A 21,016-nucleotide genomic window follows, 5' to 3' on the forward strand; every position below is an offset into this window, starting at 1 on the left:
ACAGGAAGAAAAGAGAATATGCTGAATTTTTATATTGTCGATGTGTTTGCTGTTGGAAAATACACCGGAAATCAGTTGGCTGTGTTTACAGGTGATGGTGTTGGTCAATTATCCGATACCGATATGCAGCGCATTGCCAAAGAAATGAATTATTCAGAAACCACATTTATTACATCCACAGAGATGAGAGACGGTGGTTATGATGTGCGGATATTTACGCCTGAACAGGAATTACCTTTTGCCGGACATCCAACTTTGGGAACTGCGTATGTTCTGCAACAAGAAATTATCCAAAAATTAGTTGAGAGGATTATCTTAAATTTGAAGATCGGGCAAATTCCGGTTACCCTGGATTATTCAGGTGAATCTGTTGAATGGTTGTGGATGCGGCAAAAAACGCCTACTTTCGGCCAGGGTTTCTCGGCAGATAAGATTGCGCCTGTACTGAATTTAGAGGTTGAGGAGATTGATTCACGCTTTCCCATAGAAGAAGTTTCCACTGGAGTACCTTTTATTATTGTTCCGTTGAATAATCTCGCATCCGTGAAGAAAATTAAGGTAAATAAAGATAAATATTTCGAGTTGGTTAGCAATACCCAAGCAAAAGCTATTTTGGTATTTTGTCCAGAAACATATTATCCAGAAAATAACTTAAACGTGCGAATGTTTGCCGATGCTATGGGAGTTCCTGAAGATCCGGCGACGGGAAGTGCTAATGGTTGTTTGGCTGGGTATTTGGTTGAGTATGCTTATTTTGGGTCAGGCCCGATCGATCTGCGAGTAGAACAAGGATATGAAATTGGCAGACCTTCTTTGCTGTTGTTAAAAGCGCAAAAAGGTCAGGCCGGAATTGAAGTAAATGTGGGTGGGAAGTCCATTATAATAGCTAAAGGGGAGTTTGTTTAGCGCGAGGGAAGAAATATGGTACAAACATTTCAAGCTACAGAAATCACCCTGTATGACTTAAAAGCAAGATTTGGTCTGGAAATCGTCGAAGATGAGCAATTTTTCCGGGAATGGTTGGATAATTTGCCAGAAATCACAGACATGGAGAAGCAACGGCTAGACCGTGTGAAGGCTAGCTACTTAAACTTAGCGGAGTATCCTATGCTGGAAGAAGCCGTAAAGATGGTGGTGGTGTCTCCGTTGCTGGATTTAGCAGGATTTTATCTGCCTCCGTTTCGGTTAATAACAGAAAATCAAGTGCAAATTGCTCTTGAAGATGAAAATATAGTTGTTAAGGGTAAAATAGATGTTTTGGTAGTAAAAGATCGGTTTTGGGTGCTGGTGATTGAGTCTAAAAGAAGTGGTATATCGCTAGAGGCTGGTTTAGCGCAAGCATTGGCTTATATGCTAGGTAGTCCAAATCACGAGAAACCCATTTTGGGAATGGTGACGAATGGAATAGATTTTCAATTCATTAAGTTAGTGAAAGAAAATACTCCGAAGTACGCTTTGTCTGATTCGTTTAATTTGCGCGATCGGGGTAATGAATTGTATGGTGTACTCAGTATTATGAAGCGAATTGCTGAGATTTTAGAGCCTAGTAGCTAAGTGTAATTATTCGCTAACCAACTCGATACCTATGATGACTACTACTCTGACCGAAAATGCTAACCGAGTCCTGCTGGAAAATATCAGCTGGCAAACTTATGAATCCTTACTGAAAGACTATGAGGAACAGCCAGGATTTCGCCTGACTTACGATCGAGGAAAACTGGAAATAATGACGCCGTTAGCGCCGCATGAAGGTTCTAAAAAGCTGATTGGTCGCTTTGTCGAAGCTGCGACAGAAGAACTAAATGTTGAAATTCGCAGTTTGGGTTCCTTAACCTGCAAACGTGAGGATTTGGCACGTGGATTAGAACCAGATCAGTGCTATTATATTCAGAATGAGCGAGTTGTCCGAGAACTAGACCAAATCGACCTCAGTCAAGATCCGCCTCCAGATTTGGCAATTGAAATTGATATTACGAGTAGTTCTATTAATAGATTAGATATTTATGCGGCTTTGGGAGTACCGGAAGTGTGGCGTTATAACGGTAGTCGCCTGACAATATTGCGGTTAGAAGGTGGGGAGTATAAAGAGTGCGATCGATCTCCCACTTTACCCCAAATTCCTTCATCTGAGGTAGTCCGCTTTTTGGAATTGAGCAAAACGATGGGAGAAACAAGTTTGATTAAGATGTTTCGCAAGTGGGTGAGAAGTCAGGTGCAGCAAGGGGAGTAGAGTGCGATCGCACTTATGCAACGCCAGCAAGCTTTAAATAGTCACTTGAGAGAGGACTATGTAAAAATCCTTGCTCTCTAGCTTTTTGGAACCATTTATCTGCTTCTGTTCGATCGGCCCTTACACCTTCATCACCCGTAAGATAAATTCCACCTAAATTGTTGGAAGCGACACCATAACCTCGCTCGGAGGATTTCACGTACCATGCGATCGCTTCTAAGATATTTCTTTCTACACCCAGTCCTAAATGGTACATATTTGCGATCGTACATTGCGCTTCAGGATTTCCCTCCACCGCCAGCGGTTTTAACAAGTTCAGTGCTGTAGTGTAATCTTCTGTATAAAAAGCAGCTAAACCCTTATCCAAATCAGACATTTTCCGAAAAACTATAGATGTCAATATTATTCACTAATGAGCTAACAAAGCTGACTCTCAAACAGGTCTTGGGCGAAACTGTATAGCAATAATAACAAGGTGTCGATGGTCGATTAAGCAAAGAAGCTCATTGTATTCTGGGCAATTTTGATTCGCTTGTTTTGAAAGTGGGGAGTCAGGTACACAAAGGGGAGTAGAGGGGGAGGAGTGCGATCGCACCTTTGTATAAAAGCACAAAAGCTATTCCCCACTCTTCGATTAGTTTCGCAGCAGCGGCGAACTATTAAATATTGTTATGACGGGAATGGTTGCAATAGAAGCAAGCAAGTCGTAGATTTTCAATGGCATTGGAACCGCCATCGCGTTTAGCAATTAGATGCTCGATCGTCATTTCTTCTTTTGGGAGGTACTTGCTACAATAGCAACAGTAAGGGCCATACTGTTGAATCAGTCTTTCCCTTTTATTGCGCTTTGCTTTGGGACTCATGTTAGCCATATTTAAAGCCTCCGATCGCTTCACTTGAATGTTTACATCTCTAGTTTGTCCTCGTAGTGTCTGAAAACAAGGCTGAGTAAAGGTTTCAGGGTGTATAACTTCGTGAGTGAGTGTATGAGTTCGTGTATGACTTTTGACAAAGCCAGTTAAGATAGTCATAAAATTCACGGTCGGCGTATGACAAACCGAGGGATTAAAGCATCTCCAGAGGGCATCGAAAAAGCAGAAACAGCTTTGAGTCCCAACAACTTGAATAAGAAAGTTCTAGCAGAAGAGTTAGGACTTGCCAGGTCAACAGTAACCAATTTTTTTAGAGGTATAGCAGTTGACCGTATAAATTTTGAAGAGATTTGCAAAAAACTAGGTCTAGACTGGCGAGACATAGTCGCTAAACCACCCAACGAACACGATCCACAAGTCGTACAGGAGGCAAACTCTAGCCTTGCTTCAGAAGATGTAGATGCCTTGGTGCGAGAACTACGGCAGCTTTGCTACAACAAAATCCAACACCGCTGTGGCACTATACGCCTGTTGGACGTTAACCGACCGATAAAGTTAAGTCGCCTTTACGTCGATGTCAACGTCATGGAGGATATCCCCAGCCTGCAACGCAAAGAGATTTCTGACTTGCAGCAACACTTCAAACCTCATACCGATGATTTCAACCGCTTCGGCTTGGGGAAGCCTCAGAAAAGATTACCGGGTTTGGAAGCAGTGGCGACGTACTCCAAGCTGATGGTGCTGGGTAAACCTGGGTCGGGTAAAAGCACGTTTTTGCAACATCTCGCCATTGAGTGCAATCAAGGCAACTTTCAACCTGACCGGATACCTGTTTTTATCCAATTGAATAACTTTGCTAAAGATGCTAGAGCTTCTGGTGATTTTAACTTAGTCAAATACATCAGCCAAGAATTTCGTAAGTGTGGCATTTCGGAACTGAATACAGAAACCTTGTTGAATCACGGCAAAGTTCTGGTTTTACTAGATGGCTTGGATGAAGTTCAGGATGCTGACAGCGATCGAGTAATAGAGTCACTTCGCAATTTTTCTGATGACTATTATAACAATCAGTTGATTATCACCTGTCGGATTGCAGCCCAGTACAAATTTCAGGGATTCACCGATGTTGAGACAGCAGATTTTAACCAAACGCAAATCCAAACCTTTGTCAAAAACTGGTTTGTAGCGGTTGCTAGTAATTTTTCAGAGGAGGCAGAAGCAAAGGCGACTCAGTTTATTAATCAGCTACAGATGCCAGAGAATCATCAAATCCGAGAAATAGCTTGTACGCCGCTGCTTTTGCATCTGACCTGTTTATTTTTCCGAGAAAAAGCTAAGTTCCCCTCTAACCGAGCCAAGCTGTATGACGAAGGACTAGATCTTCTGCTTAAGAAATGGGATGAAGAGAGGGGTATTAAACGTGATGAAATTTATCGCAATTTGTCCATCCCATATAAGAAACTTCTGTTGACTCACGTGGCAGCCATCACGTTTGAGCAGGGCGATTACTTCTTTGAAAAAGACAAAATTCAGCAACACATTGCTGACTATCTCCGAACTTTATCCGATGTTGAAACTGACTCAACCCAATTGCAGATGGATAGCGAAGCAGTTTTGAAATCCATTGAAGCACAACATGGGTTATTGGTGGAACGAGCGCGGCGAATTTACTCTTTTTCCCATCTCACCTTTCAAGAGTATTTCACTGCCAAAAAAATTGTTACCAATTCTGAGCCACAGGCTTTGGAAAATCTGGTTAGAAACATCACCGATAAACGCTGGCGTGAGGTTTTTTTCCTAGTGGCTGGAATGTTGGGTAATGCCGATCAACTGCTGCGGTTAATCAAGCAAGGTGTTGATACACTTTTAGCCTCAGATGACGAATTGCAGGAGTTTTTGATGTGGATCGACCAGAAAACTATTTCAGTGCAGGTTTCCTACAAGCAAGTAGCCGTTAGAGCTTTTTACTTTGCCCTTACCTTTGACCCTTCTTTTGCCCATGTCCTTGACATTTCTCTTGACCTTGACGATGCCCTTATCCATGCCCATTCTCTTGCCAATGCCTTTGTTTTTTACAATGAATTTGACTTTAGCTTTGACCATGATAATGCTTTTAATGCTGATTTTGACGAAGACCTTGCTTTTGCTTATAGCGATGCCCAGGCTCTTGACTTTGCCCTTAACCCATTCTTTGCTCGTAATCGAGCCTGGTGCCATGCCTATAACTATGAGCTTGACCTTCATTTTACCCTTGAGCCTGACCTTGCTATTGAGCCTGAATTAGAAAAAATACTGCAACAACTTTACGATCAACTACCTCAACCATATAGTCAGGAGGCAATGTTTAAGCAATGGTGGCGAGATAACGGTTGGAACGTGACTACGCAATTGACAAAGTTGATGAACAAGCACTGCAATATTGGTCGTGATTGGCAGTTAAACGAACAGCAAAAAGGATTACTCAAGCAGTATTACGATGCCAATAGATTGCTAGTAGAATGTCTAAATAGCGGTTGTGAAGTGACACCGGAAGTCCGACATGAAATCGAGGATACATTATTATTACCCATTGCCGAAATTGAAAGGCGAAAAAGTGAGGTATGAACAAAGAGAGATTCCTTCGGATAGTTTCGCGCTTCGCATTCCTCCAACAAAGCGGGTCGCGAAGCGTGCTGAAGGCTTTCGCATTTTTTTAAATTATATAAAAAGCGATGATTATTTGACAATAATCACTATCAATAGATGTTAAAATAATTTTGTAAAAATTACATTTACCCACACAATACATTGAGTTTCGATAACGTTTGCAAATTTCTCGCCGAAAGTTATCCCGAACAATTCGCCAGATGGTTGCTCTCTGGTAACATCTCCAATATCCAGGTACTCAAAACCGAACTGAGCATCGAACCCATACGCGCTGATTCCATCACTCTGCTGCGAACCATCAACGAAATTCTGCAACTGGAATTTCAAACTCTGCCGCAATCCAATCCGCCACTCCCATTCCGGATGCTCAAATATTGGACGAGATTGTATGATGAATACAACTGCGAAATCGAACAAGTTGTCTTGTTTTTAAAGCGAACCAACTCACCCGATGTCTTTATCGACTCTTTTCAAAGTCGAAATACCATACACCGCTATCGAGTTATTCGGATGTGGGAACAAGATCCAGCGCCACTTTTGGCAAACCCCGCTCTGTTACCTTTAGCTACTCTAGCTCAAAGTGATTCCCCCAACATTTTATTAGAGCAAGTCGCTCAAGAAGTCGCTAGAATCGAGTCAACCCAAGAGCGAGCGAATGTGGCAGCTTGTGTAAGCGTTCTTGCAGGTTTGCGGTTTGACAACAATGTGATTACCCAACTATTCAAAGAGGAAATTATGCAGGAATCTGTGTTCTATCAAAGTATCATCGAAAAGGGAGAGCAACGAGGACGCCAAGAAGGACGCCAAGAAGGACGCCAAGAAGGACGCCAAGAAGGACGGAAACAAGGAGAGGAGGCGTTGCTGCTGCGGCTGCTTACCCGTCGAATAGGCCGTATTACTCCTGAAATTCAAGTTCAAATTCAGCAGTTATCGATCGCACAATTAGAAGATTTGGGAGAAGCACTATTAGATTTCTCTCAACCAACTGATTTAACCGCTTGGTTAGAATCTCATCAGTCATAAATAAAACGATAAGTCCGCGTAGGCGGACTTATCGTTTTAAGGTGAAAAGGAGAAACTAAACTTGGATCTAAAACAACGATTACAAAACCATCTCACGGAAATTGTACGCGATCGCGACCCGTACCTCTCATCGGCGGGCCATTTCTACGTGCAGCAGTACATCCGCGCACAGCTGCAACAGTGGGGAACCCTAGAAACCCACGAATTCACAGTCCGAGGTAAAACCCATCAAAATCTCATCCTAAACATACCCCCCCTTTCATCCTCTCTTGCGCCCTCCCCGTCCACGGGGAGGGCTGGGGTGGGGTTCCCACCGATTTTAATCGGCGCACATTATGATGGCGTACCGGGAACGCCAGGTGCAGATGACAATGCCACTGGTGTCGCCGTCTTACTAGAATTGGCGAGATCGATCGCAGATCAACCGCTCAAATATCCAGTCCGATTTGTTGCCTTTGATATGGAAGAATACGGGATGTTGGGTAGTGCCGAATATGCTAATGAATTGAAGCAACAACGGCAACCCCTACGCCTAATGATTTCATTGGAAATGTTGGGTTATTGCGATGAGACTCCAAATTCAGAACGTTACCCGACTGGGTTGGAACGCTTCTATCCAAATCGCGGTAATTTTATTGCTTTAATTGGTAATTTGTCAACAATTCCCGACCTCATTAACCTCAGCAGAAATATTCGCAAAAGTGGTACGCCGTCTGAATGGTTACCCGCACCAAATAGAGGTTTAATGGTTCCGCAGACGCGACTGAGCGATCATTCTCCTTTTTGGGATAATGGTTATCGAGCTATGATGATCACCGATACGGCTTTTATGCGAAATCCCCATTATCATAAAGCGAGCGATCGCATCGAAACCCTCAACCTAGACTTTCTCACCGGCGTCTGTCGCGGTTTAGACATCGGCATCAGGCGACTTTAACGCCACTGTCCTCCTGTTCTGGCTTCGGTACTGCGTTCGATCGCCTGACGCACTTGGGCCAATGTTCTCCCCTTGGCTAACTGTCTCTTCCACATCTCTAAACCATCACTATCTGCGTTTCGTCCCATCACTTCCCGATAAATCTGATTGATGATATCCTCAGCTTCTCGACTTTTAGCAAGTTCGCGCCGAATATCCCTTAGCGACCTACCTCTTTCTAACTCCCTAGACCAAGTTCTCAATCCGTCAAAATCCGCATCTCGCGCCAACACTTCACGATAAAGCCTGTTGATGCGATCGTACTGCGATCGATTCTCCCGTCGCCCATTGTTCCGTTCCCTGCTGTCGCGATCCCAGTTGTTGCGTTGCCCATTATCCCCCAGACAGACGGAAACCCCTCCATCTCTTATACAGTTCTGCGCTTTAGCTGACTCTGCTAAAGGGATCGGAATTAATAAAGCCGCGATCGCTATTGCTGCGGTTGCGAACAAAGCTAGTTTCATTTTCGCCACCTCTTTCTTAGAAGTCTACAGTTTTCTACTTGACTTACGTTAATATATTTCTTATACTGAAAGTACGAACACTAAGTAAATAGATAGGAGGCTCAATGGCTTCTGCATCTGTTAAACCGAAGTTGGCAAAAGGCTGGCAAGAAGTCTTGGCACCCCACGGCATGGGCTACCGGATTAAGCTGCTGTCCCAGCTGCTGAGTCGCAAGTTTCAAGAGCGGTTGGAGCCTTATGGCCTAACTCCTTTCCACTGGGTTGTGTTGTGCTGCTTGTGGGAAGAAGATGGCTTAGCCACCTCCAGCATTGGAGAAAAGCTGCAACAGGTGGGAGGTACTTTAACGGGGGTGCTAGACCGGATGGAGGAACGAGGACTGGTTCGCCGGGAACGGGACACCCGCGATCGCCGCATTTGGCGCATCTGGCTGACTGAAGCCGGAAAAGAACTCAAATACGTACTACCTCCGGTTGCCGTGGAAATTCGGGACGAAGCTATGAAGGGCGTTCCTGTTGCCGATCGCGAAAGATTTTCAGAATTGATCGATCGCGCGATCGCTAATCTTTCTTAGCCTCCCTGGGATAGAGCGGCAATTAGTACCGGGGAAAGATGCCTTTAAGCCTAAAGTTTTATAAATTAGTACGTATACGAAATAAATGGCTGAGTTTATCAAGAACGGATAAATTACGAACTCTAAATAAAAGGCTACTTATTATCCCCATCCACTAAATAACTGCAAAAACAGACAACAACTATGAAACGCTCAAACACTGCTGTACTGAACGGACACAAACCCCCGGTTGCCGAAACCGAGTTGTTGAGTGCTGAGGATTTGGAAACTCTGCCAGTGGTAGCGCCAGATGTAGAGGAGGAGAAAGAAGAGAAGACCTCTGCTCTGAAGGCATCCCGCCAAGGGCCAATGCGCTTAATTTTGGCAGCTTTGGGGATAGGAGCGATCGCCACAGCCGGTAACTTTGGCTATCATTACTGGCAGTACGCCTCCACCCACCAAGAAACAGACAACGCCACCATCGCGGGTCACCTTCACAATGTCAGTAGCCGGATTAACGGCACCATAGCTGACGTGCTGGTAGATGATAACCAGCTAGTGCAAAAAGGTCAGCTACTTGTAAAGCTCGATCCCCGCGACTTTCAAGTCAAAGTGCAAAACAGCGAAGCAGCGCTAGAAGCGGCTCGGCGTCAGGCTATGGCTGCACAAGCCAACATTGCTTTGTCAGCACAAACCACCGAAGCCAAGACAGCGACGGCTCAAGGAGATGTCGGCGCTGCTGTAGCCGCCATCTCCACAGCCGAAGCGACAGTTAAAGAAGCGGAATCGGGAGTTCCGGCTGCACAAGCGGCGGTTAAGCAAGCTGAAGCGGGAGTTCCCCAAGCGCAAGCCACACTCGCCGCAGCCCAAGCCGGAGTTACCCAGGCGCAAGCCGCAGTTACAGCCGCCCAAGCGGGAGTTCCCCAGGCGCAAGCCGCAGTTAAAGAAGCTGAAGCTGGTGTATCGGGGGCTCAGGCTCAGCTAGCGCAAGCTCAGGCTAATCTGGAAAGGGCCGAAACCGACTATAATCGCTACAAGAGTTTGTTTGAATCTGGCGCGATCGCACGTCAGCAATTGGACACCGCCAAAGCAGCTTATGACGTAGCTCAAGCTCAAAAAAGCGTCGCCCAACAAGGAATTCTACAAGCTCAGGCGCGTGTCGCTCAAGCCCAAGAAGGCGTAGGTAGAGCCCAGGCGCAAGTGGCTCAAGCCCAACAAGGCGTAGCTACAGCCCAAGCACAAGTGGCCCAAGCTAGACAAAACATTATTAGAGCCCAAGCCCAAGTAGCTGAGGCAAATGAAGGCGTCACTAGCGCCCAAGCTAAAGTCGCCCAAGCTCAAGAAGGCGTAGCTAGCGCTCAAGCCAAACTGGCAGCATCTAAAGGCGGACTGCAACAAGCGACCGCTGGCGGTCAGCAAACTCAGGTTAACCGCAGTCAATACGAAGCGGCACAAGCTGCGATCGCGCAATCGGAAGCCTCGCTCAAAGACGCCCAGCTGCAATTATCCTACGCCGATATTGGCGCTCCCGCAGCCGGACGGATCGGTCGCAAATCCGTAGAAGTGGGGCAACGAGTGCAACCGGGAACACCCTTAATGGCGATCGTGAGTAGCGAATACTGGGTAATCGCTAATTTCAAAGAAACTCAATTGGAAGGAATAAAACCGGGAGAAGAGGTAGAAATCAAGCTCGATGCCTTCCCCAATCGCAGCTTTAAAGGTCGGGTTGATAGTTTCTCTCCCGCTTCCGGTTCTCAATTTGCACTGCTACCTCCAGACAACGCTACTGGCAACTTCACTAAAGTTGTGCAGCGCATTCCGGTCAAAGTTGTCTTCGATTCTGACAGTATCAAAGATTATGAATCCCTGATAAGTCCTGGGATGTCAGCTGTAGTGAGCGTGGAAGTTAAGTAAGTGAGTTAACGGGGAATTGCAGATTGCAAATTTAATTTGGCAATCTGCAATCTGTAGCTTGCTTCCGCGAGGCGGTCATCTCAAATTTGAAATTGCTGAAGGCAGAGCTTCTCTGACTCACTTACCTCCTGGGCCATCATGCCTGTTCGGGTCTTTCTTCTCCTTCTTAGTACCATCAGATTCTTTTTTCGCCTTCTTAGTTTCTTTATTGCCCTTGTCCTTTGACATAACTGTTCTCCACTAGAAGTTACCTTAATTGTATGTTAAAAATAACGATTTGGGATAGGCAGGAGCTTTATGCCGTTTACGATGTGGTGTACGATTCTCTCGCCGTCAGGGATAGCATGGTTAAGGAATATTTTTGGTGTAGCCCCTTTGCGGATATAAAGTCTGCACTGACAGAGGCAGAAGACTTGAAAATATGCCATCAGTATGATGATTCGCAGTGAAAAAATACCGTAAAGCGATTAAATAAGGTAAATGTCAATGAAAATCGATCCTACCAGATTCAGGCTGATGCTGCGTGCGTTCAGTTCGAGAAACTATCGCCTCTTTTTCATGGGGCAAGGTATTTCTCTAATTGGTACCTGGATTACACAAGTTGCCACAATCTGGCTGGTTTATCAGTTGACAGACTCCTCCCTCTTTCTGGGGCTAGTTGGATTTGCCAGTCAAATTCCCAACTTTATCCTAGCTCCTCTGGGGGGAATTTTTGTAGATCGGTGGAACCGTCATCGGCTTTTGGTGATTACGCAAATACTTTTGATGAGCCAGTCTTTTGTGCTAGCATTTTTGGCACTCACAGGGATGATTCATATTTGGCATATAATAATTTTGAGCATTTTTCAAGGCATAGTCAGTGCTTTGGAAATGCCAACTCGTCAGGCTTTTGTGGTAGAAATGGTAGATAATAAGGAAAATTTGGGGAATGCGATCGCACTCAATTCTACCCTCTTTAACAGTGGCCGATTAATCGGGCCAGCTATAGCGGGTCTGCTGATAGCCGCTGTTGGTTCAGGCGTATGTTTTCTGATTGACGGTATCAGTTTTATTGCCGCGATCGCATCTTTTTTAGCGATGAATATCAAGCCCAAAGAAATATCAGTTTTAACGAATAGTCCTTGGGAAAGATTAAAAGAGGGATTTGTTTATTCTTTTAGCTTCCCACCCATTCGGGCAATCTTAATGCTGTTGGCTTTAGTCAGTTTCATGGGAACGTCTTATATAGTTCTTGTACCTGTTTTTGCTACAAAAATTATGCATGGTAGTGCGGATACTCTGGGTTTTCTGATGGCGGCTTCAGGAGTCGGTGCTTTTATGGCTGGTATTTATCTCAGTTCGCGTCAAAGCATACTTGGAATAGAAAAATTGATGGTGTTGTCTCCTATAATTTGGGGAATTGGTCTGATTGGTTTTTCTCAATCGCACACTTTCTGGTTTTCTTTTTTAATGATGTTTTTAATTGGCTTTGGTTCAATTGTAGAATTTACCTGTTGTAACACATTCTTGCAAACGATTGTTGATGACGATAAACGCGGCAGAGTTATGAGTCTTTACATAATGGCATTTGCAACAATCCCGTTTGGCAATCTATTCGCCGGTGCATTGGCTGAAAAAATTGGTGCTAGCTATACATTAACGATCGCCGGAATATTTTGTATTTTAGGTTCTGCCATTTTTGCCAAACAGCTTCCCGCGTTAAGGCAATTAGTTCGCCCAATATATGCTAAACTCGGCATAATCCGTTAGGTAGATTTTTAGAAAATAAAATCTAGTTGAGAGAACAAAACATGAGTCAAGACATTTTTGAATTACCTAGCCCCGAAGGAAATTCTATCGTAGGCAACCTTGCCGATCTCGGTCAAGATCCGCTGGGCTTTTTGACCAAGTGTGCGGGTGAATACGGTGATATTGTACCGCTGCGTTTAGGCTTAACACCAGCCTGTTTTTTAACCAAGCCTGAGTATATCGAGCAAGTGCTAAAAGACCGCATTTTGTTCGTTAAATCTAAGGGATTGCGTACCCTGCGAACCTTGTTGGGCGAAGGACTGCTCAGTAGTGAAGGAGACTACTGGTATCGTCAGCGACGCCTAATTCAACCAGTATTTTCCCAGAAGCGCATAGCTGGTTATGGACAAATAATGGTTGACTATACCGGACAAATGCTTGATACCTGGCAAAATGGCGAAACTCGCAATGTACACGATGACATGATGCGTCTGACTTTAAACATTGTGATGAAGTGCCTATTTAATGAGGATGTTACTGAGGGAACAGCTAAAGAAGTAGCTCATGCTCTCGATGTGACGATGCACTGGTTTGAAAGTAAACGCAAGCAAGGTTACTTCGTCCTAGAATGGTTTCCCAGACCGGAAAATATCCGCTACCGAAATGCTATTCAGAAAATGGATAAAAGCATTTACGATATCATTAGTCAACGGCGTGCCAGTGGCGAAGAGCCAGGAGATCTGCTGTCAATGTTGATGCAGGTAAAAGATGAAGATGATGGCGCTCAGATGACAGACAAGCAATTGCGAGATGAAGTAGCAACGCTGATGTTAGCAGGACACGAAACTACAGCAAATACTTTGTCTTGGACGTGGATGCTTTTATCTCAGCATCCAGAAGTACAAAACAAATTGCTACAAGAGTTAAAGGAAGTTCTTGAAGATCGCTCTCCCACTGTGGCAGATATCCCGAAATTGCGCTACACCGATATGGTAATCAAGGAAGCTATGCGCCTATATCCACCCGTATCGACTATGGCTAGAGAGGCTTCTCAAGACTGTGAAATTGGTGGATATCAAGTGCCTGCTGGATGCAATATTATGATGAGTCAGTGGGTGATGCACCGCAGTCCTCGCTATTTTGAAGAAGCAGAAAAGTTTCAACCGGAACGCTGGGCTAATGATTTGGAAAAGCGGCTGACCAAAGGGGTTTATTTTCCGTTTGGAGATGGGCCGCGCGTTTGCATTGGTAAAGGATTTGCGTTGATGGAAGCGGTTTTATTACTGGCGACAATTGCCCAAAAGTTTGAACTGAGTATAGTGCCGGATTACGCGATCGTACCTCAACCTTCGATTACTTTGCGACCGGAATATGGCATTAAAGTAACGCTCAAAAAACGTTAGCAAGTAAGGTGGGCAATGCCCACCTTCCGAAGAGGGTAAGCTTATTTATGGGATTTCTCTTTCTCTGTGCCTTTCAAAAAAGTTTCTTTAACTAATTTACTGCTATGAGCGATAGAGGTGCGATCGAACAACGCGAAAAGTCTCCATCCCAGGAAGTACCCTTGAAAACCTGGATCGGTCTTATGGGTGCAATGTTGGGGGCATTCATGGCGGTTCTGGATATTCAAATTACCAACTCCTCTATCCAGGAAATTCAGGCGGCACTGGGTGCGACTTTGGAGGAAGGTTCCTGGATTTCCACCGCCTATTTGGTAGCCGAAGTGGTGGTGATTCCGCTAACAGGGTGGTTATCGCAAGTGTTTTCTGTGCGTCGGTATCTGCTTGTCAATGCCATTCTGTTTATCTTCTTTTCAGTTTGCTGCGCTTGGTCTGTGAATCTACAGATGATGATTTTGTTCCGCGCTTTGCAAGGATTCACAGGCGGCATTTTGATTCCGATAGCTTTTACAATTGTGCTGACAACTTTACCGCCAGTAAAACAACCGATCGGTATGGCGTTGTTTTCGATTACAGCCACCTTTGCGCCATCGATCGGCCCGACGTTAGGGGGATGGCTGACCGATAACTTTGGCTGGCAGTACAACTTCTACTTAAATATAGTTCCGGGGATACTATTAGTGGCTGCTGTTTGGTATGCAATTTCCCCCCAGCCGTTGAAGTTGGAGCAATTGAAACAGGGTGACTGGTTGGGCATTTTTTCGATGGCGATCGGCTTGGGGTCGATGGAAATCTTTTTAGAAGAAGGTAACCGCAAAGATTGGTTTAGTTCTCCAGAAATCAGGCAATTAGCTATTCTTGCTGTAGTATTTTTGTCCCTTTTCTTATGGATTGAGTTAACTAGCAAGCGACCTTTTATCAATCTGCGCTTGTTACTGCGCCGCAACTTTGGCCTCGGCAGTATAGCCGGACTTACCCTTGGATTGGGATTATACGGTTCGGTCTACATTTTGCCTTTATATCTCAGCCAAATTCAAGATTATACCGCCATGCAAATTGGCGAAGTAATTATGTGGTCTGGTATGCCGCAATTATTTTTAATTCCATTCGTGCCCAAACTCATGCAGCGCTTCGATTCTCGTTTTTTAGCTGCGGTAGGGTTTAGTTTGTTTGCGGTAAGCTGTTTTATGAACTCGCACATGACTCACGATACAGGCATAGATGAACTGCGGTGGTCGCAGTTAGTTCGCGCTGTCGGACAACCTATAATGATCGTGCCACTCACCTCTATTACCACGGGAAACATAGAAAGAGAACAAGCTGGTTCTGCGTCAGCTTTGTTTAATATGCTGAGGAATATGGGAGGCTCAATTGGGATTGCAATTTTATCAACGCTACTGACGATCCGAGAACAGTTTCACTCGAATCGTATTGGAGAATCTGTATCGTTATTTAACCCAGAAACTCAGCAGCGGATCGACCAGCTTACTCAATTTTTTATCAGTCAAGGCAGCGATGCCAGTACGGCTCACAATCGTGCGATCGCTTCCATTAGCAATATAGTCCGTCGCGAAGCTTACGTAATGGCTTACAACGATGGTTTTTACTTTGTCGGTATCGCTTTATTGGTGAGCGGTATTGCTCTGCTTTTCTGTAAAAAGGTGAAGCCTGGTGGTGGTGCTGCTGCACATTAAAAATTACCTGATTTTCAATTTCAGATTTCACATTGGAAAATCAATACAGATATACAGCGGGAACCGCTGTAATGAAGTACATTTTAAGTAGGGGCTCCGCATTCCGGCAGATGATTTATTGGTAATCAGCAAAGATGAAATACCGGAATGCTTCGCCCTTCCCCTTCGCATACTGTACCTCTTAACAGCGGGAACCGCTGTTGCTAGGGGCGAGCGTTGAGGGAAGAGGGAAAAGGTTACTCCGTCAGGGATTATGAACCAGAGGTAAGAGTTGGAGTTGCCCTAACCGACTTTCGTCGGTTGCTATATATGGATACTATCTGTGTGGAACTGCGTTTGTATATATAAAAACACCTACATTGGAATAATTATATCGTGTCCGGTTGCATCGGTAGTGTAAGAATAATACGGAAATTGTCTGTTGTCATCGGGGGTTAAATTTTTACCGCAAATGTAGACATATAAACGCAGATAAACGCAGATAAGAGAGCGATTTTTCTGTGGCAATCGATGCTACAGGACATGATATTACTTCCTGTGATAGAAATAGCTATAGTCGAATGGTACTAAGATAAGCTGGATCTAGATCCCCGACTTCTTGAAGAAGTCGGGGATCTGGGCAGCAAATTTTGCTTAACTTAGTGCCATTCAGCTATAGTCAACCCCACATAAAATAAAAATATTATAGAAGCAACAGTAAAAAGCACTATAATAATTTTTATCAGTAAATTAGGTTGATTATTCCTAGTCATGTATTCAAAAAATAGTGGTTGGCAATTCTGGATCGATCGAGGCGGTACTTTTACTGATATAGTGGCGCGGCGTCCCGATGGACAGCTGGTTATTCATAAGCTGCTGTCGGAGAATCCAGAACGCTATACAGACGCACCAGTACAGGGAATTCGCGATATCTTGGGAATCCCCGGTGATGCACCCATTCCAGCTGATGAGATTGAAGTTGTCAAAATGGGAACTACGGTGGCGACGAATGCGCTGCTGGAACGAAAAGGCGATCGCACAGTGCTACTCATCACCAAAGGTTTCCGAGACGCCCTCCGCATCGGCTATCAAAACCGCCCCGATATCTTCGCTCGTCATATTGTACTGCCAGAAATGCTCTACGATCGAGTCATCGAAGTAGAAGAACGCTACTTAGCACAGGGTCATGAATTAATCCCGGTACAAACAGGATATATCCGGTCTTTACAACAAGCTTATTCTGAAGGAATTCGCAGCTGTGCAATTGTGTTTCTGCACGGTTATCGCTATCCCAAACACGAGAAAAAAGTCGCAGATATTGCACGCAGAATTGGTTTTACTCAAGTATCCGTATCCCAAGAAGTCAGCCCTTTGATGAAGCTTGTCAGTCGCGGCGATACCACTGTTGTCGATGCCTATCTTTCCCCTATTTTGCGGCGATATGTAAATCGGGTTAGCAGTCAGTTGGGTAATACCAAATTAATGTTTATGCAGTCCAATGGTGGACTTGCCGATGCACAACTATTTCAAGGCAAAGATAGCATTTTATCTGGCCCTGCGGGGGGAATTGTCGGTGCTGTGCAAACAAGTTTGATGGCAGGTTTGAATAACATTATCAGTTTCGATATGGGTGGCACTTCCACCGACGTTGCACATTACGCTTCGCAGGCGCAGGCGGGGACGCCTGCGCCTGCGCCTGCGCCACAATACGAACGCACATTTGAGACGGAAGTGGCAGGGGTGAGACTGCGGACACCGATGATGGCGATTCATACGGTGGCTGCGGGTGGTGGTTCGATTCTATACTTTGATGGCTCGCGTTATCGCGTAGGGCCTGAGTCGGCTGGCGCAAATCCCGGCCCCGCTTGTTATCGCAAGGGTGGGCCGCTGACGGTGACGGATTGCAACGTGATGGTGGGCAAGCTGCAGCCTGAGTTTTTCCCGAAAGTATTTGGACAAAATGGCGATTTGCCTCTGGATGTAGAGGTTGTGCGGCAGAAATTCGCGAAGTTTGCTCTTGAAATTGGCGATCGCACACCCGAACAGGTGGCGGCGGGGTTTTTGGCGATCGCAGTTGATAAAATGGCTAACGCGATTAAAAAAATCTCCCTCCAGCGTGGTTATGATGTGTCCGAATATACGTTGTGTTGTTTTGGCGGTGCGGGGGGACAACACGCTTGTTTAATTGCCGATGCCTTGGGGATGAAGCAGGTGTTTCTCCATCCTTACGCGGGTGTGTTATCCGCTTATGGTATGGGCTTAGCGGATGTGCGTGCGATCCGGGAAAAGGCAGTTGAGGCTTCTTTGAGTGAGGATTTGTTGCGATCGTTGAAACCGATTTTGGCGGAGTTGACGGCGGAGGCGAACAAGGAATTGAACCGCACAACAAAATCCGTGCATCCGTCTTCCGAATCCGTGTTGTGCAAGGTGGCGTTGCGATATGAGGGCACGGATTCGTCGCTAATTATTGATTTTGGCGATATTGCAGCGATGAGGCAGGAATTTGAGGAGGTACATCGGCAGCGTTACGGTTTCATTGTGTCAGAAAAGGCATTGATTGTTGAGGCGGTTTCGGTTGAAGTGGTGGCGAAAACTGATGTGCCGGAAGAACCTGTAATTGTGCGTAAAACAACTGAATCTCCCTTTTCGGTAGCTACTGTGCAGATGTGGACGGCAGATGCTTGGTGCGAAACGCCTGTCTATAAACGGGAGGATTTGCAACCGGGAGACTGCATTTCTAGCCCTGCAATAATCGTAGAAGCAATTGGCACAAATGTCATAGAACCGGGTTGGCAAGCGGAATTAACCCAGCGCAATCATTTAATTTTGAAGCGTTCAGCGGATTTGCAATTATCAATCCAAAATCCAAAATCCTCTCTTGCGAAGGTGGGCATCGTGACGGGAACCGCCAAGACGCCCACTTCGCGCAAAATCCCAAATCGTTCCGATCCAGTTATGCTGGAAATTTTCAATAATTTGTTTCGTGCGATCGCAGAACAAATGGGCATCACGTTACAAAATACTGCCTCCTCAGTCAACATCAAAGAACGCCTAGATTTTTCCTGTGCAATTTTTGATGGAAATGGGCAATTAATCGCCAACGCCCCACACATTCCAGTGCATCTCGGTTCCATGAGTGAAAGCGTTAAAAGTATTATTGATGCTCATAGCAATAATATCAAACCTGGCGATGTTTATGTTTTGAACAATCCCTACAACGGCGGCACTCACTTACCCGATATCACCGTAATTACCCCTGTTTTTGGTATCTCTTCCACTCCCCCACTCTCCCCCTCTCCCACTCCCCCCCTTTTCTACGTTGCCTCACGCGGACATCACGCAGACATCGGCGGCATTACTCCTGGTTCGATGCCGCCCAACAGCACAACCGTAGAAGAAGAAGGTGTATTAATTGATAATTTCCAATTAGTAGAACAAGGACATTTCCGCGAAAAAGAACTACTGGAACTACTCAGATCTGGCACTTATCCAGCGCGTAACACTGCCCAAAATATAGCCGATTTACAAGCACAAATTGCTGCCAACGAACGCGGCGTGCAAGAACTCCTCAAGATGGTGGAACATTACGGGTTAGAAACAGTACAAGCTTACATGGGATTTGTGCAAGATAATGCTGAAGAGTCGGTGCGTCGCGTTATCGATGTGCTGAAAGATGGCAGTTTTACCTGTCCTTTGGATAATGGTAGTCAAATTCAAGTTGCAATTGCGATCGACAAATCCACTCGCAGCGCCAAGATTGATTTTACTGGCACTTCACCACAACTAAATAGCAACTTCAACGCACCAGCAGCAGTGTGCAAAGCAGCAGTTTTATACGTTTTTCGCACATTGGTAAATGATGATATTCCCCTCAATGCAGGTTGTCTCAAACCTTTAGACATTATCATTCCCGAAGGTTGTATGTTGAATCCGCGTTATCCTGCTGCCGTAGTTGCGGGAAATGTGGAAACTTCCCAGGCAATTACCGATGCTTTGTACGGTGCTTTGGGAGTAATGGCAGCTTCTCAGGGAACGATGAATAATTTCACGTTTGGAAATGAAACATATCAATATTATGAAACGATTTGCGGCGGTTCTGGTGCTGGTGCTGATTTCGATGGCACCGATGCGGTTCAGACTCACATGACAAATTCCCGCCTCACCGATCCAGAAGTTTTAGAATGGCGATTTCCTGTAGTTTTGGAAAGTTTTTCTATTCGTTCCAATAGTGGTGGAAATGGGCGTCATCGTGGCGGAAATGGGGTAATTCGCCGCATTCATTTCCGCGAAAAAATGACTGCGGGAATATTATCGGGGCGTCGGGTTGTTGCGCCTTTTGGGTTGCTGGGTGGTGAAGCTGGTGCTGTGGGGAGAAATTATGTGCTGCGTGGCGATGGAAGTGTGGAAAAATTGGGAAGCACTGCTGTTGTGGAAATGAATTTTGGTGATGTATTTGTAATAGAAACTCCTGGGGGTGGGGGTTATTTGATCGGATAGGTAACAAAAATGTCTCTTCTCAGGCGTACTTCTGTAGAAGCATTGGGATCGTATGGTGTTGTATTATTACCAAATGGTAAAAAAGAAGGAAGTTCTGATGTTTCGCTGCATAAGGGAACGAAAAGATCGTAAATAAATGACTCGGATACAGATGGGATGCCAAGTCGAACTCCTATTGCTTGGGCGATCGCCTCAGCTCGGTTGCGAGCGTCTTTCACGGCTGCTTGGTAAGCCGCTCTCACTAAAGTCTGACAGTCTTTCATCGCATATCGCACATTCACGCTCCCGACAACAAGCTTGCCGTTTTTGCTAGCCGCTTCGTTAACTGTATTTACGATTTGTTGTATGCGATCGCGAGTTGGGTTGTCCGCTTTCACCAGCACTTTGGTACCGCCCTCACTCGCCGGGAAGGGGAACGGAAATGAACTCGAGCTGCTACTGCTACTGCTCACCTCGATCGCGTTAGCTGGTACGCCGATCGCGATTAGGGCATCGACTATAGGTTTTAGTCTTTCTTTTGTTAGCGGCTCTACTGTTGGTTGAACCTCGGACGGTGTATTTTCTTCTGATTGTTGCGTTAGCGATGGTAGCGATGGAAGGGGTGGAGGCTCAGAAGGATCGTTGCTGTTAAATGTGAATTCAATACGCGCCGTTTCTGCTGGGATACTCACTTGTCCTTGGCCTAAAACCATTATAGCGCGACGGTTATTTACAGAGGGAAAAAACATCTGGGCGACGCGACGATCGCTGTTTGTAGTATTAGCCAAGCTTTCAGCCAAAGCTATTTTAGGTGTTGTTATCTCAAGCCCCATAGTGAGCGTAGCCAACATCAGCGTCGGGATAACCATTCTTTTCATTGCGAGGGAATCTCCTTTTGTGTCATCAAAATTAATAGATCTTTCTGATATAGAACCAGATTTTGACACAATAAGCAAGGTTAAGTTACGAACATTCGCGTTCGATCGCCAATAATTCCGCCACTGCGATCGCACCTCCTACTATTTCAGTGCGGACGCTATCGCTTAGAAATAAACCCTAAACC

Annotated in this window: 17 protein-coding genes; 13 read left to right on the forward strand and 4 right to left on the reverse strand. The window is 45.3% G+C overall.

Annotation, left to right across the window (positions count from 1 at the left end; genetic code table 11):
- Positions 1-21 precede the first annotated feature (21 nt).
- The 3 genes from LAY41_RS14320 to LAY41_RS14330 are packed head-to-tail and all read left to right on the forward strand — an operon-like array spanning position 22 to position 2,230.
- The gene (locus tag LAY41_RS14320) at positions 22-906 is read left to right on the forward strand and encodes a PhzF family phenazine biosynthesis protein (protein WP_249098842.1); all 885 of its coding nucleotides are present in this window, start codon (positions 22-24) and stop codon (positions 904-906) included.
- Between the two features lie 15 nt (positions 907-921).
- A complete protein-coding gene (locus LAY41_RS14325) occupies positions 922-1,554 on the forward strand; it encodes a type I restriction enzyme HsdR N-terminal domain-containing protein (RefSeq protein WP_249098742.1) in 633 nt (210 codons plus the stop codon).
- Positions 1,555-1,585: 31 nt separating this feature from the next.
- Entirely contained in the window at positions 1,586-2,230 is a 645-nt protein-coding gene (locus LAY41_RS14330; protein WP_338022990.1) for a Uma2 family endonuclease, read from the forward strand.
- A gap of 13 nt (positions 2,231-2,243) precedes the next feature.
- Here the strand turns inward: LAY41_RS14330 and LAY41_RS14335 are convergent, their stop codons facing one another.
- Both LAY41_RS14335 and LAY41_RS14340 read right to left on the reverse strand, forming a co-directional pair.
- Entirely contained in the window at positions 2,244-2,606 is a 363-nt protein-coding gene (locus LAY41_RS14335; protein ID WP_249098745.1) for a tetratricopeptide repeat protein, read from the reverse strand.
- A gap of 283 nt (positions 2,607-2,889) precedes the next feature.
- The gene (locus LAY41_RS14340) at positions 2,890-3,261 is read right to left on the reverse strand and encodes an HNH endonuclease (protein ID WP_249098747.1); all 372 of its coding nucleotides are present in this window, start codon (positions 3,259-3,261) and stop codon (positions 2,890-2,892) included.
- Positions 3,262-3,279: 18 nt separating this feature from the next.
- Between LAY41_RS14340 and LAY41_RS14345 the strand changes: the two genes are divergently transcribed.
- The 3 genes from LAY41_RS14345 to LAY41_RS14355 all read left to right on the forward strand — a co-directional run bounded on the left by LAY41_RS14345 (position 3,280) and on the right by LAY41_RS14355 (position 7,708).
- The gene (locus tag LAY41_RS14345) at positions 3,280-5,706 is read left to right on the forward strand and encodes an NACHT domain-containing protein (protein ID WP_249098750.1); all 2,427 of its coding nucleotides are present in this window, start codon (positions 3,280-3,282) and stop codon (positions 5,704-5,706) included.
- Between the two features lie 183 nt (positions 5,707-5,889).
- The gene (locus LAY41_RS14350; RefSeq protein WP_249098753.1) at positions 5,890-6,771 is read left to right on the forward strand and encodes an Rpn family recombination-promoting nuclease/putative transposase; all 882 of its coding nucleotides are present in this window, start codon (positions 5,890-5,892) and stop codon (positions 6,769-6,771) included.
- A gap of 61 nt (positions 6,772-6,832) precedes the next feature.
- A complete protein-coding gene (locus LAY41_RS14355) occupies positions 6,833-7,708 on the forward strand; it encodes a M20/M25/M40 family metallo-hydrolase (RefSeq protein ID WP_249098756.1) in 876 nt (291 codons plus the stop codon).
- Here the strand turns inward: LAY41_RS14355 and LAY41_RS14360 are convergent.
- Positions 7,705-8,211: a DUF4214 domain-containing protein gene (locus LAY41_RS14360; protein ID WP_249098759.1), complete on the reverse strand. Its 507-nt coding sequence runs from the start codon at positions 8,209-8,211 to the stop codon at positions 7,705-7,707. The two genes, LAY41_RS14355 and LAY41_RS14360, sit on opposite strands and share 4 nt — an antisense overlap.
- 104 nt (positions 8,212-8,315) lie before the next feature.
- Between LAY41_RS14360 and LAY41_RS14365 the strand changes: the two genes are divergently transcribed.
- The 7 genes from LAY41_RS14365 to LAY41_RS14395 all read left to right on the forward strand — a co-directional run bounded on the left by LAY41_RS14365 (position 8,316) and on the right by LAY41_RS14395 (position 19,974).
- Positions 8,316-8,783: a MarR family winged helix-turn-helix transcriptional regulator gene (locus LAY41_RS14365; RefSeq protein ID WP_249098762.1), complete on the forward strand. Its 468-nt coding sequence runs from the start codon at positions 8,316-8,318 to the stop codon at positions 8,781-8,783.
- A 183-nt stretch (positions 8,784-8,966) separates the two neighbouring features.
- Complete coding sequence (locus tag LAY41_RS14370; protein WP_249098765.1) at positions 8,967-10,676, forward strand: HlyD family secretion protein; 1,710 nt, start codon at positions 8,967-8,969, stop codon at positions 10,674-10,676.
- Positions 10,677-10,936: 260 nt separating this feature from the next.
- A complete protein-coding gene (locus LAY41_RS14375) occupies positions 10,937-11,125 on the forward strand; it encodes a hypothetical protein (RefSeq protein WP_249098768.1) in 189 nt (62 codons plus the stop codon).
- 37 nt (positions 11,126-11,162) lie between these two features.
- On the forward strand, positions 11,163-12,425 hold the full coding sequence (locus LAY41_RS14380) for an MFS transporter (RefSeq protein ID WP_249098771.1): 1,263 nt from the start codon (positions 11,163-11,165) through the stop codon (positions 12,423-12,425).
- A 41-nt stretch (positions 12,426-12,466) separates the two neighbouring features.
- The gene (locus LAY41_RS14385) at positions 12,467-13,807 is read left to right on the forward strand and encodes a cytochrome P450 (protein ID WP_249098774.1); all 1,341 of its coding nucleotides are present in this window, start codon (positions 12,467-12,469) and stop codon (positions 13,805-13,807) included.
- A gap of 104 nt (positions 13,808-13,911) precedes the next feature.
- A complete protein-coding gene (locus tag LAY41_RS14390; protein WP_249098776.1) occupies positions 13,912-15,498 on the forward strand; it encodes a DHA2 family efflux MFS transporter permease subunit in 1,587 nt (528 codons plus the stop codon).
- 750 nt (positions 15,499-16,248) lie between these two features.
- Positions 16,249-19,974: a hydantoinase B/oxoprolinase family protein gene (locus tag LAY41_RS14395; protein WP_249098779.1), complete on the forward strand. Its 3,726-nt coding sequence runs from the start codon at positions 16,249-16,251 to the stop codon at positions 19,972-19,974.
- Here LAY41_RS14395 and LAY41_RS14400 read toward each other — a convergent pair.
- Positions 19,959-20,831 carry an SIMPL domain-containing protein gene (locus tag LAY41_RS14400; RefSeq protein WP_249098782.1) on the reverse strand — a complete coding sequence of 291 codons (873 nt, stop codon included), beginning with the start codon at positions 20,829-20,831 and terminating at the stop codon, positions 19,959-19,961. The genes LAY41_RS14395 and LAY41_RS14400 overlap by 16 nt on opposite strands.
- Positions 20,832-21,016 lie beyond the last annotated feature (185 nt).

The sequence above is a fragment of the Argonema galeatum A003/A1 genome, from assembly GCF_023333595.1.
Taxonomy (GTDB): domain Bacteria; phylum Cyanobacteriota; class Cyanobacteriia; order Cyanobacteriales; family Aerosakkonemataceae; genus Argonema; species Argonema galeatum.